Below are 14,651 nucleotides of genomic sequence, written 5' to 3' on the forward strand. Positions count from 1 at the left end.
CGCTCCGGATGAACCGGAGCGGCCTCGATAGCGGAGCCTGAGGGGCTAGCGTGATATAGCCATCATCGTCACGACGATGAACCAGACAACCGGAGCCATGACGGCGACGACGATGGCGGTGATGACGCCGACGAATATCTGGTGCGCGGTAAATTTCATGGCGCCTACCTAGCCGTGACATTCCGCGACGTCCACCGATAGCGGAGCCGGATCGCCGGTCAGGCGTTACCAAATCGTCAACGGTTTCCTTGGCATTGCGCCTCGACCCTCTGCTGATTTGGTCATCATCGCCGCCAGAACCGGCAGGACGATGAGCGTCAGGATCGGCGGTGGTCAGACCGCCGATGACGACGGTGGCGAGAGAGCACTGTCAGGTTAAGCGCCGTGGGCCGCAACTTGCCCATCCCGGCGAAATCTAGGCGAAAGCTGCCGCCCAGGCCGCATCCGCCGTGGCACGGAAACGGCGGAGAGTTGGCCGGCTGACGAGATGTCTCTGAGTGTAGAAGGTGTTGTAGATAGCGGCGTGAGTGGTGAGGAAGCGCTGGGCTGAGGCCTGGGATTTGAATAGCAGCTGCTGTCGCTCTCGTCGTCGGATTGGCAGATGAGAGTTTTCCGCCCGATTGTTCTCCCGCAGACGGCCGGGACTATGCCTGGCGCTGGTGGCCGACACCTCGCTGTCGGGCGCGCGGGTCGTGCGGGAGTTGGACGCCGTCATCCGGCAGCGGGGCCGGCCCGACACCATCGTCAGCGACAACGGGACGGAATACACCTCGAACGCGGTCCTGGCCTGGTCCGACGACACCGGCGTCGGCTGGCATTATATCGCGCCCGGCAAGCCCCAGCAGAACGGCTTCAACGATAGCTTCAACGGACGCCTGCGCGACGAGTTGCTGAACGAGACGCTGTTCCGATCCCTGCCGCACGCCCGCGCAGTGCTGGAGGCGTGGCGACGCGATTATAACGAACGGCGTCCGCACTCGAAGCTCGGGTTGACGTGACCCCCTGAAACTCCTCCAGGAATAGCTAGAGTCCGCCCAACGAAGGACGGACAGAATGAAGCGATCAAGGTTCACGGAAGAGCAAATCATCGGGATCTTGCGGGAGCAGGAGGCCGGTGTGGCGACGGCAGAGGTGTGCCGGCGACACGGTGTCAGCTCGGCGACCTTCTACAAGTGGAAGGCCAAGTTCGGAGGCATGGACGTGTCGGAGGCCCGGCGGCTGAAGGCGCTGGAGGACGAGAACACCAAGCTGAAGCGGATGCTGGCGGACGCGATGCTGGACAACGTCGCGCTGAAGGATCTGCTGGGAAAAAAGTGGTGACGCCCGCCGGCTATCGCGAGGCGGCTAGCCATCTGAAGGCCGCCTACGAGATGAGCGAAAGGCGGGCGTGCCGTGTTCTGGGCGTCGATCGGACGAGCGTGCGCTATCAGGCGACGCGCCCGGACGACGGCGCTCTGCGCGACCGGCTGAAGGCCCTGGCCCAGGACCGTCGACGGTTCGGCTATCGTCGCCTGCACGTGCTGCTGCGGCGCGAGGGCCATGCGGTCAACAGGAAGCGGGTCCAGCGGATCTATCGCGAGGAGCAACTGACGGTGCGCCGGCGCGGCGGCCGGAAGCGAGCGATGGGCACGCGGCGACCGCTGGACCTGCCGCTGGCGCCCAACCAGCGCTGGTCGCTGGACTTCGTCGCAGACCAGATGACGGACGGGCGGCGCTTCCGCATCCTGACGGTGATCGACAACTGCACGCGCGAGTGCCTGGCGCTGGTGGCCGACACCTCGCTGTCGGGCGCGCGGGTCGTGCGGGAGTTGGACGCCGTCATCCGGCAGCGAGGGCGGCCCGACACCATCGTCAGCGACAACGGCACGGAGTACACCTCGAACGCGGTCCTGGCCTGGGCCGACGACACCGGCGTCGGCTGGCACTACATCGCGCCGGGCAAGCCCCAGCAGAACGGCTTCAACGAAAGCTTCAACGGGCGGCTGCGTGACGAGCTGCTGAACGAGACGCTGTTCCGCTCGCTGCCGCACGCTCGCGCCGTGCTGGAGGCGTGGCGACGCGATTACAACGAGCAGCGTCCGCACTCGAAGCTCGGGTGGCTGACGCCGCAGGCTTATGCAGAAGCGCTCACCGGACAGATCGGCCGGTCCGCTGCGCTGGTTGGGGGCTGCGCTGACCGGCCTCTTGCCAACCCCACCAACCCCAGCTCAGATCACCAAAGGACTCTCGATATGGCTGGATGAGAAACGGGGGTCACGTCATAGGGTGTCGCGAAAATTTCTCACGGCAGAAGGCCGATACCCTGCCGCCATCTGCTCGATGAGGGCTTCGAATCGGAACACTTCCTCGCCTGCCATCTGAGGATTTACGCCGGCGAGCCGAATGAGACTGCGCCAGTGGTCCTCGATCATGTGGCGTAGTTCTTGGGGGGCCAGTTCAAAGCTGTCAGACATCCGCTTTCCCCCTCACTCGCGCCACGGTGGCATGTGGACTTGCGCCGTTCAATGCCTCGACAGCGGCGAGAGCCTCAGGTTCACCGGCACTGGCTCGCGAATGTCCGCTCCCTGTCCAGGTTCAATAGTCTTCTCATGGCGCGACTGCAACTCACGGCCAAGAGTGTTCAAGTAGCCCGGTCAGTCTGAAAAATGTGGGCTTTGACCTTGGTTTGGAGAATTAACCGTGCGTGTACTGATCGCTTGATGACAACTCGCTGGTCTGTTGCTCGTGAAAATTCCAACTTGATCGTCACTTGTTTCGTCGAGTTGAGCGGCCGAACGAATATGGCCGCGATCGGTGAATATTTGCCGTCTGCAGCTGCGCCGCCAATTACCCGCGGCCTTTGGGTGAAACTGACCGATTTCTTCCAATCCAGTTCTACCTCTCCGGCCCTCGCTTTCGCAACGGTGTAGCTTAATGGCCTCAAGGCGAGTTCATATTCGTCCGAGACAGACACCCTTTTAAGCAGAGCCGGCTCAGCGAGAAGGCTCACCGCGAAGATGTCGAGCCGCGTCGCTTTCTCTTGGGATGCACGGTGAGAGGTGGTCCAAGTCGAAAAGTTAAACGCGCGAGGTCTGTGACGATCCCAGAGCAAGTAGCCAAGACCCACTGCTGCGGCGACCGCCGTGACCCAATCCGCTGTTGCCGACCAAGTTTGGGGATCGGTAGCCAGAACCCAGGATGGGCAGTTCAAGAGTTCCTCCAACGATTGCCGTGAGCTGTTGATTTCGCACCCGTTGTCGAGCGCGCGGGGCGATGTTGTGCATGCGGGATCGACGTCCGTGAGGATCGACCTGGCCCTCGCGCGCAGGGCCTATGCGGTCTGTCTCATTCATGTGCTCGAAAGACTGGCCCAGGTCCAGACGAGCACGACGACCGCGATCGGAGACATTCTTGGCGAGCTGCGACCGGTGCGGCCGAGCCTCCTTCAGCGGCTCCGCGGCGCTTGGCGTGGGTTCAAGTACGGATGAGATTCGCGCCGCGGTCGGTCCGGCCGCGGTCAGCGGAAGTCGCGCGTCTTGGGACGGATCGTGTCCAGGTGGAGGTCGGGGATATAGATGTCGCGGGCCTTGGGATGCGCCTGGCGCGGGTCCGGGGCGCTGCCGTGGTAGACTTCGTCGCCACGGCCGTGGGGCAGGGGTAAGGCCTCGCCCCGGTCGCCGACCGATGCGAGCAGATCGGACCCGTCGTGCAGACGTGTCGCCACGATGTGGACGACCTCGCCCTCCCGCTGCACCTTGCCATCGACGATGAGCAGGCTCGAGGTGAGGACGATGCGGCGCTGCTGCTCGTAGAGGGTCGGCCAGATCACCAGGTTGGCGACGCCGGTCTCATCCTCGAGGGTGATGAACATCACCCCCTTGGCCGAGCCGGGCTTCTGGCGCACGAGCACCAGGCCGGCGACGCGGGTGATCCGGCGGTCGCGCATCGCCGAGGCGTCCGCACAGGTCATCACATGGCGGGCCTGCAGATCGTCCCGCAGGAAGGCCACGGGATGATCGCGCAAGGTCAGGCCGATGTGGCTGTAATCCTCCACCACCTCCTGGCCGGCCGCCATCGGTCGCAACGCGGGGACCGGTTCGAGGAGTTCGGGCTGGGGCGGCCCGTCGTCGAGGACTGCCGAGAACAGGGGCAGCGGCTCATCCCGCAGCGCCTTGATCGCCCACAGGGCTTCGCGTCGCTCCAGTCCGAGGGCGGGCAGGAAGGCGTCGGCTTCCGCCAGACGGGTCAAGGCGCCGACCGAGCTGCCATCGCGACTGCGGACTTGCCGTGTCGGTGGCCAGTATGGCGATCTGACCTTCGGCCTGATCGGCAAGGTCGCTCCAGCCGAGCCGGCAGTCGCCCTTGCCGGCCCGGGCCTTGCCCAGGCTCAGCAGACGGCAGAGCCGGCTGTAGGCGGCGCGATCGGTCGGGTAGACCAGCACCTCGGCGCCATCATCCAGAACGACGCGACAGCCGACGATGAGCCGCACGCCGACGGCCTTGGCGGCCTCATGAGCGCGGACGATACCCGCGAGGCTGTTGCGATCGGTGACGGCCAGAGCCTTGAGGCCGCAGGCGGCGGCCTGGGCGAAAAGTTCCTCGCAAGCGCTCGCGCCTCTCAGGAATGAAAAGTGCGAGGCACACTGGAGTTCAGCGTAAAGATCGCTTTCGGGTTCTTGATTTGTTCTCACGACCGAAGCGCTCTATCACGACGCCATTGGCGGTCAAGTTGAAGCCTGACGGCCTCTGACGCATTCTGTGGATGTTGGAACGGCGATTCTATGAACCTGGCACGTCGCAGTGAAGGACCAGCCCTCGGGGCTATCTCGCCCAAGCTCGAGCTTGGCGCCTATGAGGCGCTGTGGCTCGAACAGGGCGCGACGTTCAAGACCCTGGCGGATCGCTTCGCCAAGGATCCGACGGCCTTGCCGTCCGATTTCGTGCCGCCCGGCCAAGCCTTGGCTGCGGCCGATGAGGTGCTCGCCAAGCTTAAGGCCTCCGGCGTTCACCAGTTCGGCGTGCGGATCAATCACGCCGGCGACTATCCGAAGAAGCTGCGCGACGCGCGCTATCCGGTCGAGCTCCTCTACTATCAGGGCGCCTGGGAGATCGTCGAAGCCCGGGGCGTCGCCGTCGTCGGCAGCCGCAAGGCCTCACCTGAGGGACGTCAGCGCGCCGCCCAGATCGCCCGCGCGCTGGTGGAACGGGACTTCACCGTGGTGTCCGGCCTGGCCGAAGGGATCGACCGCGCGGCCCATGACGCGGCGCTGGCCGCGAAGGGGCGGACGATCGCCGTCATCGGCACGCCGCTCGGACAATATTATCCGCGAGAGAACCGCGACCTGCAGCAGCAGATCGCCGCCGATCATCTGGTCATCTCGCAGGTTCCGGTCCTGCGGTACGGGCGCCAGGCGCCGCCGCAGAACCGGCTCTTCTTCCCCGAGCGCAACGTGACCATGAGCGCCCTGACGGAAGCGACCGTCATCGTCGAGGCGGGTGAGACCTCCGGAACCCTGACCCAGGCCCGCGCGGCCCTCCATCAGGGGCGCAAGCTGTTCATTCTCGATTCCTGCTTCAAGGATACGCGCCTGACCTGGCCCGCCCGGTTCGAGGCCGAGGGCGCGATCCGGGTGACCCGGATGGACGACATCTGGACGGCGCTGGATTGACCCTGAGGCTCCTGCAGATCGACGAGACGAACGTCGGCGCGCACTGGCATCTCGGTCCGCAGGACCGCTGTTTCTACATCTGGGAATATACGAGCGGGCGGGACTACAGCTTCAGTCAGACCAACAATCTGATCAACAATCTGAAGAAGAAGCCGACCGCCTCCCAGGCCCAGCTCAACTACAAAGCCGGCGCCATCACGCGGTGTGGGCTGGCGCTGCGGCAGACCCTCAATGTCGAGTGGCTGAGAACGGCCACCCTGGTCCCGGTGCCGCCGTCCAAGAGTCCGGATCACCCCGACTATGACGACCGCATGCTCCGCGTGGCACAGGCCATGCCTCACCACGACATCCGAAACCTCGTGCGTCAGGTAGGCGACTTCGTGCCGTCGCACGAGCGAGCCGGGCAGGGCTTGAACCGCATATCCCTGGAGGAGCTGCTGGAAGCCTACAGCATCGATGAGAGCCTCGCCGCGCCGCCGCCCGTGCGGATCGCGATCCTGGACGACGTCCTCACCAACGGCACCCACTATCTGGCGATGAAGATGAAGCTGGCGGAGCGCTTTCCGCAGGCCGAGATCATCGGCCTGTTCATCGCCCGGCGCGTCTTCCCCACGCCCGAGGCGGTCGAGTTTCCGCCGCTGTGACGGACGCCCAGGCTGCGCCCAGGCAGTTGGTCCTCGACCTCGATGAGGTCAGAGCGCCCCTCTCCGTCGGCGTGCGTCGCGCCAAGATGTTCATCACCCTGGGGATCCGCCCGATCGAGGGGGAGCTGGAACTCAACGCCCTGATGGGGCCACGGACCCATTTGAACATCTTCGGCGCGGCCCTGACCGAGGCGCAGCAGGCGCAGGCCAAGGCCGAGTACGCCGCATGGGTGACGGATTCGGCCTTACGCGACCTTGATCTGCATTTTCACCTTTTCCTCGATCGGATCTGGTGGGCCTGGCAGGTCGCTGCGCACGGCCCGCTGGTTCCTGAGGATTTCGTCCCGGAAGGGATCGAGCGTGAAACCAACTCGGCGATCAAGGCGAGCCGGGTCCTCGTGGCGCTCGGCGACGCGGAGCCCGATGTGGCGCATTTCCGGTCGCTGTCCAACGCCCGCAACGTGCTGGCCCATCACGTCGGAATCGTGCCGCCCGACAAGGCCTTCCACGATGGGCATTTGCAGGTTTCCTGGCTGGCCATGGTGCAGCGGTTCATCGACGAGGACGGAGTCGAACACCCTTGGGATGAGGTCACCGGCCAGGTGCATTCGGATCGGCCCACGCGGATCCAGATCACCTTCGAGGTGGTCGCACGGCGTTTCGCGCCGGGTGAACGGGTGCGGCTGACGCCGCATGCCGGATCGGTCGGGCGAGACCGATGCGGACGGGTTCGATCCGGTGATCGACCCGGTAGCAGAGCCAGTCGAGCCGTCGCACGCCCAGCCCGCGTTGCTCCAGAACCGTGCAAAGCGCCTCGGCCAACTGTCCGGCGTAGCGTTCGAGCGTCTCGGGTGCGCCGATCGGTTCGGCGAAGACCCGTTCGACGCGCGGCGTCTCCGGCGCCTCGACCGGCAGGAGCGGCTCCGAAGTTCGACCGTAAGCCTGGTCCAACCGGCGCCCGAGCTCAGGCCCGAAACGGAGCTGGAGCGGTGCGCGCGGCCGATGCGCGACGTCGTCGATACGGTCAAAGCCCATCCGTCGGAGGTGGGACGGGAGGTCCGGGGGCAGTCGCAGCGCTTCCAGCGGCAACGGCCCCAGGGCGCCGTCGATCTCGCTGTCGGCGACGATCTCGAGGCCGCTGCGGAAGCGGGCGACGGCACGCGATCGGCAAGCCCGCGGATCGGGCGCAGACCTATGTGCTTCTCCAACTGTTCGCGCCGTTCGCACGCAAGCTTGAGCAGCTTGAGGCGGCATTCGACTAGCGGAACGCTCCGGAGATAGCGTGCGGGGCGTAGCGCTCTGGAAACGGATCAAAGGGCTGCTCGAGCGTCCGCCTCTCCTGAGACGTTCGGAACCGGCTTCGCAGATTGGGTAGTGGAGGTTCTCACATCCGTGTCCGCCCAGGCGCGGAGGTCAGTGACAGAGTAGACGACCCGGCCTCCCAGTTTGCGGTAGATGGGACCGGTGCCGCTGGTGCGATGTTTCTCGAGCGTACGGCCTGAGAGCCCCAGAAGTCTGCCGGCCTCAGGTGTTCGAACGAAGCGGTTCATCAGATCTCGCGTCTCTGCCATCGTGCTCTCTCATCGCTGACATCGAGATTCTTCCGCGCTTGGCTCGGGAGGGACACCCGGTAGATCCCGGTGGCGAAATGACGGGCCGTCGGTCTCCACCCCGGCGCGGTGCTGACGGGCATGACGCGCTGCTACGATGCGCTCCCGCTCATAAGTTCAGGTTATCGACGGGACCCGCCTCGGCCTGCGCCCACGGCTCATTTCAGCGCGGCTAGCGCCCACCGTTTTTCTCACCGTTTTTCTGGATTGGCTGAAACGGTGAGACTGCCTCCGAAGAGGAAATCATCAGCGATTTCAATGAGAACGATGGTGGGTGATCACAGGTTCGAACTGTGGACCCGCTGATTAAGAGTCAGCTGCTCTACCGACTGAGCTAATCACCCACACCGATCGTCATGTCTTCGGCGGCGATTGGCCTTGCCGAAGGGCGCTCCTACTACCCAGCGGTTCGGGGGTTGGCAAGCGCTTTCGCAAACTTTCTTCGACAGTTTATGCTGATGACGGAATCGGCCGCAGCAAGGCGGCGGGGGGAACAGGCACATGGCATTCTGGAACCGGCGTCGATCAATCGACGCCATGCTGAGGCCCCACGACGGACCGGGCCTGAAACCGACCTTGAGCTGGCCGCACCTGCTGGCGCTGGGCGTCGGCGCCATTGTGGGCACCGGAATCCTGACGCTGATCGGCGTGGGGGCGGGCCTGGCGGGTCCAGCCGTGCTGATCAGCTTCGCCCTGGCGGGTCTCGTCTGCGCCTGCGCGGCCCTGGCCTATGCCGAACTGTCGACCATCATGCCGGCCTCGGGCAGCGCCTACACCTATTCCTACGCCGCGCTGGGCGAGATCTTCGCCTGGGTCGTGGGGTGGAGCCTGATCCTGGAATATTCGCTGGTGGTGTCCACGGTCGCGGTCGGCTGGTCCGGCTATGCCGTGCCCTTCCTGGCGGGGCTGGGGCTGGATCTGCCGCTGGCGCTGTCGGTCGGGCCGCACGTCGAGGGCGGGCTGATCAACCTGCCGGCCATCTTCATCATCGCCGTGGTGACCGGGCTTCTGCTGCTGGGCACGCGCGAGAGCGCGACCGTCAATGCGGTGCTGGTCTTCGTCAAGATCGCCGCCCTGGTCGCCTTTATCGCCATCGCCATGCCGCACTTCGACGCCGGAAACTTCACGCCCTTCATGCCCAACGGCTTTGGCGCCCCCTTTGTCCAGACGGGAGTCATGGCGGCCGCGGCCATCATCTTCTTCGCCTTCTATGGCTTCGACGCCATCGCCACGGCGGCGGAAGAGACCAAGAAGCCCGAGCGCGATCTGGCCATCGGCATCGTCGGCTCGATGGTGGTCTGCACCATCCTCTATATCGCTGTCGCGGCGGCGGCGATCGGCGCGGCGCCCACCGCCAGCTTCTCCGACAGCCCCGAGCCCTTGGCCCACATCATGCGCGGCCTGGGACAGGGCGTCGCCGCCCAGTGGATCGCGGCCGCCGCCGTGATCGCCCTGCCCACCGTGCTTCTGGCCTTTCTGTTCGGTCAGAGCCGCATCTTCCTGGGCATGGCGCGCGACGGCCTGCTGCCCACCCGCCTGGCCAGGATCTCCAAGCGCGGCGTCCCGGCGGTCGTGACTATCTTCACCGCCATCGTGGTGGCCTTCCTGGCGGGTATCATGCGTCTGGACGAACTGGCGTCCCTGGCGAACGCGGGCACCCTGATGGCCTTCATGGCCGTGGGCGTCAGCCTGATCGTGCTGCGGGTGCGTGAACCGGGCCGCGTGCGCCGGTTCAAGGCGCCGCTGTGGCCCCTGGTCGGCGGTGTCGCCATCATCGGCTGCATCATCTTCTTCTTCAGCCTGAAGGGTTCGACCCAGGTCTATTTCCTGCTGTGGAACCTGTTCGGCCTGGCCGTCTATCTGCTTTGGTCGTCGCGCAACTCGCGGCTGGCCAAAGGCGAGGAGCCGTCGGCCTGATGGCGCGACGCGATCTGACGGGCGCGGTCGACTTCTCGGTGCTGGAAGGCATGACCGGGGGCGACCGCGCTATCAACGAGGAGGTGCTGGGCCTGTTCGTCAATCAGGCCGCCCTGTGGTCGGCGCTGCTGGATCCGAAGGTCGAGGGGTGGCGCGACGGGGTCCACACGATCCGGGGCGCGGCGGCGGGCATCGGTGCGCGCGATCTGGCCGCGACCTGCGCCGAAGCGGAGGGGGCGGACCAGCGGCTGGCGGCGCCTGCGGTCGAGCGGGTCCGTGACGCCCTGGAGGCGGCGCTGGCCGATGTGGCGGCCTATCGCCACGAACTGATGCTGAGCGGCCTGAAGGGCTGAGGCCGCCGGGCGGAAGTTGGACCCGGAAAAAACAGTCCAAGTGTCCACGTGGGGCCAACTTCGTCGACTGCCCGGAATTGCACTGCACTTCGGAAATGCGTGCAAAGTGCAAGAGAGTGCAATTTCGGCAGACGAGACGCGCCGCGATGTCAAAGACCGGACGGCCATTATAGGGCGCCTGGACCGGGTGTTGGGTCGATTGACGCTGCTGGGGCGTAAGAAGCTGTTTTCGAAACAGGATGTTTTCGCAGTTGGGATGGCTGAGCCTCGCGGACGCGATCCAGCCAAGGCTCATTTCACGTCCTTCTCCCGCTCGTCACGGCGAAAGTCGGGACCCAGCGCCTTGGCATCCCTGACCGCACCGGATGACCAGCGGCCCGTGATCCCACGCGACGTTCGTCCAAGGGTCTGGCGAAGGTCTGGGGCCCGCCGGGATGAGCGGATAGAGGGGTTTAGCTGCGCGTCCGGTCGTAGGTGGAGAACTCGTGGGCGATGCAGCGGTCGATGAGCAGGCGCCAGACGGGTTCGGCGATGTCGGGCGACAGATTATGCGCTTTAGCCGAAACGAGGACCTTGGCCACCACGTCGTCGATGCGGGCCTGGTCGAAGACGGCGTCGCGGTCGGGCTTGATGCGGGCCGCGGCGTCCATGTAGCGCTGGCGTTCGGCCAGGAGGGCGACCAGGGCGCGGTCCAGGGCGTCGACGCCCTGGCGAACCTCGGCCATCGACTGGCATTCGGCGGGATCGACGCGCGGATCGACGGCGACAAGGGCGGGCTTTGACATGGCCGTGGGTTAGCGGGTCAGACCGCTCAAGCCAAGACGTTCAACCGACGAAGGCGCGTTCCAGGACGTAGTCGGCCGGTTCGGCGTTGGAGCCTTCCTTCAGCCCATAGGTCTCCAGCAGTTCGCCGGCTTCCTTGATCATGGCCATGGAGCCGCACAGCATGGCGCGGTCGCGGGCGGGGTTGAACCCCTCCGGCAGGCCCAGGTCGCGGAAGAAGTCGCCGGACTTGATGCGGTCGGTGATCCGGCCCGGCGTTGCGAAGGCTTCGCGGGTCACGGTGGGGTAATAGGTCAACTGGGCCTTGGCCTCGTCGCCGATCAGGGGATCGTCGTAGATTTCGCGGGTGAAGAAGTCGCGGTAGGCCAGGTCGGCGACGCTGCGGACCGTGTGGATCACATAGACATGACCGAAGCGGGCATAGGTGTCGGGGTCGCGCGCGACGCTGAGCCAGGGGGCCAGGCCCGTGCCGGTGCCGATCAGGAACAGGCGCTCGCCGCCGGTCAGAGCGTCCAGAACCAGGGTGCCGGTGGGCTTCTTGCCCATCAGGACGGTGTCGCCGGGCTGAATCTTTTGCAGGCGCGAGGTCAGGGGGCCGTCGGCGACCTTGATGGAGAAGAACTCCAACTCCTCGGCCCAGCAGGGGCTGGCGATGGAATAGGCGCGCAGGACCGGCTTTGCGCCGTCCTCGCCCGGCAGGCCGATCATCACGAACTCGCCCGATCGGAATCGGAAATCCTCGGGCCGTTTGACGCCGAAGCTGAACAGGCTGTCGGTCCAGTGGCGGACCCACAGAACCTCAAGTTCGTTGAACGGGCTGGCCTTGCCAGGAACCTTGGCGGGGGCGGGGGATACGGCGGCGTCTGTCATCGTGCGGTCTCTGTAAGCTGAGAGCCGGTCGCAGGAAAGAAAAAGCGTTTCGCCCGGCGACGACATTTCCTCGTGACGGCTTGCAGAAGCGCGGTTAGCGTCCCGGCCCATGCGCACCGTCCTTCTCGCCTCGACCATCCTCCTGTCCGCCACATCGGCGCTTGCGCAGGAGACGCCATCCAACATCCTGACGCCGGAGCGGGTGTTCGCCAGCCCCAATCTGAACGGACCGGTGGCCAAGGGCGTCAGCCTGTCGCCGGACGGGCAACTGGTGGCCTTCCTGCGCTCGCGGCCGGACAATGTGGATGTGCAGGACCTGTGGGCCGCGCCGACCGGGGCGGGAGAACCCTATAAGCTGATCGACGCGCGGGCCCTGGTTCCCGATGCGGGCGAGTTGTCGGAGGCCGAGAAGGCGCGGCGCGAGCGGATGCGGATCAGCGCGCGCGGCGTGGTGGAATATTCGTGGGACCAGCAGGGGCGCTATATCCTGGCGCCGCTGGAAGGCGACATCTTCCTGGCCAATCGGGCCGACGGCAAGGTGCGCCGCCTGACCGAGACGCCCGCCGACGAGATCGACGCCAAGGTCTCGCCCAAGGGCAGCTATGTCTCCTATGTCCGCGAGCAGAACCTGATCGTCTATGATCTGGCGAGCGGCAAGGAGACCCCGATCACCGATGACGGCGCCGGCCTGATCACCTGGGCCACCGCCGAGTTCATCGCCCAGGAGGAGATGGACCGCGACACCGGCTATTGGTGGAGCCCGGACGAACGCTACATCGCCATGACCCGCGTGGACGAAAGCCCGGTGGACGTCGTGCCGCGCTTCGAGATCACCGGCGGCGGCGCGACCATGGTCGAGCAGCGCTACCCCCGCGCGGGCCGGCCCAATGCCGTGGTTGAACTGTATGTCCGCGATCTGCAGAGCGGTGCGCGGGTCAAGGTGGACCTGGGCGCCAACACCGACATCTATCTGGCGCGGGTCAACTGGTCCGGCGACGGCAGGACCCTGTATGTCCAGCGCCAGTCGCGCGACCAGAAGACGCTGGACCTGCTGAGCGTCGATCCGACCACGGGCGCCTCGCGCGTGATCCTGAGCCAGAAGGCCCAGGCCTGGGTCGATCTGAACGACGATTTCAGGGTGCTGTCGGACGGGCGTTTCATCTGGTCCAACGAGGATTCGGGGTGGCGGCACCTGTATCTGTACGACCGCAACGGACGACGGCTGCGGGCGATCACGCGAGGCGACTATCCGGTCAAGCATCTGGACGGGGTCAATGAACAGACCGGCGACGTCTATTTCACGGCCTCGATGCGGGACGCCAAGGAACTGCCGATCGAGCAGCAGATGTTCCGCGCCAATCTGAACCGCACAGTCGATCCGGTCGCCGTGACGCCGGGCGGCGGGTGGTGGACCGTGTCGGTGAACGGGCCGGCGACGGCCTATGTCGGCAACTATTCCGACCCCGCCACGCCGCCGCAGTCGGCGCTGTACCGGATCGACGGGACGCGGGTGCGCTGGATCGAGGAGAACAGGCTGGACGCCAGCCATCCGTTCGCCCCCTACGCCTCGCGCCTGCGCGCACCGGAGTTCGGGACGATGCAGAGCCACGGCCAGACCCTGGTCTGGCGCATGACCACGCCGCCCGACTTCGATCCGTCCAAGACATACCCGGTGGTGATGCAGGTCTATGGCGGCCCCGGCACGGGCGCCGGCGTGCAGAAGAGCTGGCAGCCGCTGACCAACCAGTTGCTGACCGAGGCGGGCTACATCGTCTTCCGCGTCGACAATCGCGGCGAGGGCGATCGGTCGCAGGCGTTCGAGACCAGCATCTATCGCCGCCTGGGCATTCCGGCGGTCGAGGACCAGGCCCAGGCCGCGCAATGGCTGAAGACGCTGCCCTATGTCGATCCTGACCATATCGCGGTGATGGGCTGGAGCTTCGGCGGCTTCCTCAGCCTGCTGACCCTGACGGACAAGGACGCGAACCTGGCGGCGGCCCTGGCGGGCGCGGCGCCGACGGAGTGGAGCCTGTACGACACCCACTACACCGAACGCTACATGTCCACGCCGCAGGCCAACCCGGAAGGCTATGCCGCCACCGACATCCTGCCGCGCCTGGACGACATGACCGGCCGCCTATTGCTGCTGCACGGCATGGCCGACGACAACGTCATCTTCGGCAATGCGACGCGCGTCATCGACGCCCTGCAGGCCAAGAGCCAGCCGTTTGAGATGATGCTGTATCCCGGCCAGCGGCACGGCGTTCGCGGCGACCCGAGACAACTGCAGCAATGGCGCACCTATCTGGACTTCCTGGACCGCACGATCGGCAAGCGGGCCGCGCCCAAGGCGGACTGATGCTCGGATCCGCCGGTCGAGCATCCTTTCGCCCCGCCGCGCTTTCGGTGAATGGGGCCTAAGGCTGAGGGTGAGGGTCAAGAATGGCGAGACAGGGCGAACGCACGCGAAAGATCGTTTCATGAGCGACCTGATCGCCAATGTCGTCGGCTCGGCGGCGGCCGTGTGTTCGATCACCAGTTTCGCGCCCCAGGCGGTCAAGATCTGGAAAGAGCGCGATGCGTCGTCGGTCAGCCTGAAGACCTATTCGCTGACGGTGACCTGTTTCGTGCTGTGGGTCGTCTATGGGGTGATGACCCAGGCCTGGCCGGTCACGGTCGCCAACGCCTGCGCCCTGGTGATGGCGTCGGGCGTGTTGGTGATGAAGTGGCGGTTTCGCGACGGCGACCCCGACGCCTGACCATTTGATCTTGATCAAGGCGGCCGTGGGCGTTCGCGCACACACATTCGGCAAAGGAGATTTCCGA

General features: G+C 65.7%; 15 protein-coding genes, 1 tRNA gene and 2 pseudogenes. 8 read left to right on the top strand and 10 right to left on the bottom strand.

What is annotated here, in order from left to right:
* Positions 1-415: 415 nt before the first annotated feature.
* A pseudogene (locus KZX42_RS00955) lies at positions 416-625 on the bottom strand (IS6 family transposase); the annotation flags it as partial.
* Positions 626-647: 22 nt separating this feature from the next.
* Between KZX42_RS00955 and KZX42_RS00960 the strand changes: the two are divergent.
* Positions 648-989 (top strand): annotated as a pseudogene (locus KZX42_RS00960) (integrase core domain-containing protein); the annotation flags it as partial.
* Between the two features lie 64 nt (positions 990-1,053).
* Positions 1,054-2,243 (top strand): IS3 family transposase gene (locus tag KZX42_RS00965; RefSeq protein ID WP_248116222.1). Its coding sequence is split into 2 segments (ribosomal slippage): positions 1,054-1,306 and positions 1,306-2,243, totalling 1,191 coding nucleotides; the frame shifts between segments, so codons are not numbered across the junction.
* A gap of 15 nt (positions 2,244-2,258) precedes the next feature.
* Here KZX42_RS00965 and KZX42_RS00970 read toward each other — a convergent pair.
* The 3 genes from KZX42_RS00970 to KZX42_RS00980 all read right to left on the bottom strand — a co-directional run bounded on the left by KZX42_RS00970 (position 2,259) and on the right by KZX42_RS00980 (position 4,228).
* On the bottom strand, positions 2,259-2,453 hold the full coding sequence (locus KZX42_RS00970; protein ID WP_248116224.1) for a hypothetical protein: 195 nt from the start codon (positions 2,451-2,453) through the stop codon (positions 2,259-2,261).
* 167 nt (positions 2,454-2,620) lie between these two features.
* The gene (locus KZX42_RS00975; RefSeq protein ID WP_248116226.1) at positions 2,621-3,190 is read right to left on the bottom strand and encodes a hypothetical protein; all 570 of its coding nucleotides are present in this window, start codon (positions 3,188-3,190) and stop codon (positions 2,621-2,623) included.
* 306 nt (positions 3,191-3,496) lie between these two features.
* Positions 3,497-4,228, bottom strand: a complete 732-nt coding sequence (locus tag KZX42_RS00980; protein WP_248116228.1) for an OB-fold nucleic acid binding domain-containing protein — start codon at positions 4,226-4,228, stop codon at positions 3,497-3,499.
* A gap of 532 nt (positions 4,229-4,760) precedes the next feature.
* Here KZX42_RS00980 and KZX42_RS00985 point away from each other — a divergent pair.
* Together KZX42_RS00985 and KZX42_RS00990 are read left to right on the top strand one after the other, a co-directional pair.
* On the top strand, positions 4,761-5,648 hold the full coding sequence (locus tag KZX42_RS00985) for a DNA-processing protein DprA (RefSeq protein ID WP_248116230.1): 888 nt from the start codon (positions 4,761-4,763) through the stop codon (positions 5,646-5,648).
* Entirely contained in the window at positions 5,645-6,292 is a 648-nt protein-coding gene (locus tag KZX42_RS00990) for a hypothetical protein (RefSeq protein WP_248116232.1), read from the top strand. The genes KZX42_RS00985 and KZX42_RS00990 overlap by 4 nt, the downstream gene beginning before the upstream one ends.
* A gap of 245 nt (positions 6,293-6,537) precedes the next feature.
* Here KZX42_RS00990 and KZX42_RS00995 read toward each other — a convergent pair whose 3' ends face one another.
* From KZX42_RS00995 to KZX42_RS01010, 4 genes are all read right to left on the bottom strand, one after another.
* Positions 6,538-6,900, bottom strand: a complete 363-nt coding sequence (locus KZX42_RS00995; RefSeq protein WP_248116234.1) for a hypothetical protein — start codon at positions 6,898-6,900, stop codon at positions 6,538-6,540.
* A 25-nt stretch (positions 6,901-6,925) separates the two neighbouring features.
* Positions 6,926-7,243 carry a hypothetical protein gene (locus tag KZX42_RS01000; RefSeq protein ID WP_248116236.1) on the bottom strand — a complete coding sequence of 106 codons (318 nt, stop codon included), beginning with the start codon at positions 7,241-7,243 and terminating at the stop codon, positions 6,926-6,928.
* A gap of 359 nt (positions 7,244-7,602) precedes the next feature.
* Complete coding sequence (locus tag KZX42_RS01005) at positions 7,603-7,863, bottom strand: helix-turn-helix domain-containing protein (RefSeq protein WP_248116238.1); 261 nt, start codon at positions 7,861-7,863, stop codon at positions 7,603-7,605.
* Positions 7,864-8,170: 307 nt separating this feature from the next.
* A tRNA-Lys gene (locus KZX42_RS01010) sits at positions 8,171-8,246 on the bottom strand.
* A 157-nt stretch (positions 8,247-8,403) separates the two neighbouring features.
* Here KZX42_RS01010 and KZX42_RS01015 point away from each other — a divergent pair.
* Both KZX42_RS01015 and KZX42_RS01020 read left to right on the top strand, forming a co-directional pair.
* The gene (locus KZX42_RS01015) at positions 8,404-9,819 is read left to right on the top strand and encodes an amino acid permease (RefSeq protein ID WP_248116240.1); all 1,416 of its coding nucleotides are present in this window, start codon (positions 8,404-8,406) and stop codon (positions 9,817-9,819) included.
* Entirely contained in the window at positions 9,819-10,172 is a 354-nt protein-coding gene (locus tag KZX42_RS01020) for an Hpt domain-containing protein (RefSeq protein WP_248116242.1), read from the top strand. The genes KZX42_RS01015 and KZX42_RS01020 overlap by 1 nt, the downstream gene beginning before the upstream one ends.
* A gap of 452 nt (positions 10,173-10,624) precedes the next feature.
* On the opposite strand, the gene KZX42_RS01025 is transcribed toward KZX42_RS01020, so the two are convergent.
* Complete coding sequence (locus tag KZX42_RS01025; protein ID WP_248116243.1) at positions 10,625-10,957, bottom strand: chorismate mutase; 333 nt, start codon at positions 10,955-10,957, stop codon at positions 10,625-10,627.
* A 40-nt stretch (positions 10,958-10,997) separates the two neighbouring features.
* Positions 10,998-11,825 (bottom strand): ferredoxin--NADP reductase, encoded by an 828-nt coding sequence (locus KZX42_RS01030; RefSeq protein ID WP_248116246.1) that lies wholly within the window; start codon positions 11,823-11,825, stop codon positions 10,998-11,000.
* A 109-nt stretch (positions 11,826-11,934) separates the two neighbouring features.
* Between KZX42_RS01030 and KZX42_RS01035 the strand changes: the two genes are divergently transcribed.
* Both KZX42_RS01035 and KZX42_RS01040 read left to right on the top strand, forming a co-directional pair.
* Positions 11,935-14,184, top strand: a complete 2,250-nt coding sequence (locus KZX42_RS01035) for a S9 family peptidase (RefSeq protein WP_248116248.1) — start codon at positions 11,935-11,937, stop codon at positions 14,182-14,184.
* Between the two features lie 121 nt (positions 14,185-14,305).
* Positions 14,306-14,584: a SemiSWEET transporter gene (locus KZX42_RS01040; RefSeq protein ID WP_248116250.1), complete on the top strand. Its 279-nt coding sequence runs from the start codon at positions 14,306-14,308 to the stop codon at positions 14,582-14,584.
* The last annotated feature ends 67 nt before the right edge of the window (positions 14,585-14,651 follow it).

Origin of the sequence: Brevundimonas sp. EYE_349 (genome assembly GCF_023147505.1) — a bacterium.
Taxonomy (GTDB): Bacteria; Pseudomonadota; Alphaproteobacteria; order Caulobacterales; family Caulobacteraceae; genus Brevundimonas.

Bases quoted from the DNA above. Each gene is read 5' to 3' on its own strand.
- KZX42_RS00970 (WP_248116224.1), bottom strand. From the start codon at position 2,453: ATGTCTGACAGCTTTGAACTGGCCCCCCAAGAACTACGCCACATGATC.
- KZX42_RS00985 (WP_248116230.1), top strand. From the start codon at position 4,761: ATGAACCTGGCACGTCGCAGTGAAGGACCAGCCCTCGGGGCTATCTCG.
- KZX42_RS00995 (WP_248116234.1), bottom strand. From the start codon at position 6,900: ATGCACCTGGCCGGTGACCTCATCCCAAGGGTGTTCGACTCCGTCCTC.
- KZX42_RS01005 (WP_248116238.1), bottom strand. From the start codon at position 7,863: ATGGCAGAGACGCGAGATCTGATGAACCGCTTCGTTCGAACACCTGAG.
- KZX42_RS01015 (WP_248116240.1), top strand. From the start codon at position 8,404: ATGGCATTCTGGAACCGGCGTCGATCAATCGACGCCATGCTGAGGCCC.
- KZX42_RS01020 (WP_248116242.1), top strand. From the start codon at position 9,819: ATGGCGCGACGCGATCTGACGGGCGCGGTCGACTTCTCGGTGCTGGAA.
- KZX42_RS01025 (WP_248116243.1), bottom strand. From the start codon at position 10,957: ATGTCAAAGCCCGCCCTTGTCGCCGTCGATCCGCGCGTCGATCCCGCC.
- KZX42_RS01030 (WP_248116246.1), bottom strand. From the start codon at position 11,825: ATGACAGACGCCGCCGTATCCCCCGCCCCCGCCAAGGTTCCTGGCAAG.
- KZX42_RS01035 (WP_248116248.1), top strand. From the start codon at position 11,935: ATGCGCACCGTCCTTCTCGCCTCGACCATCCTCCTGTCCGCCACATCG.
- KZX42_RS01040 (WP_248116250.1), top strand. From the start codon at position 14,306: ATGAGCGACCTGATCGCCAATGTCGTCGGCTCGGCGGCGGCCGTGTGT.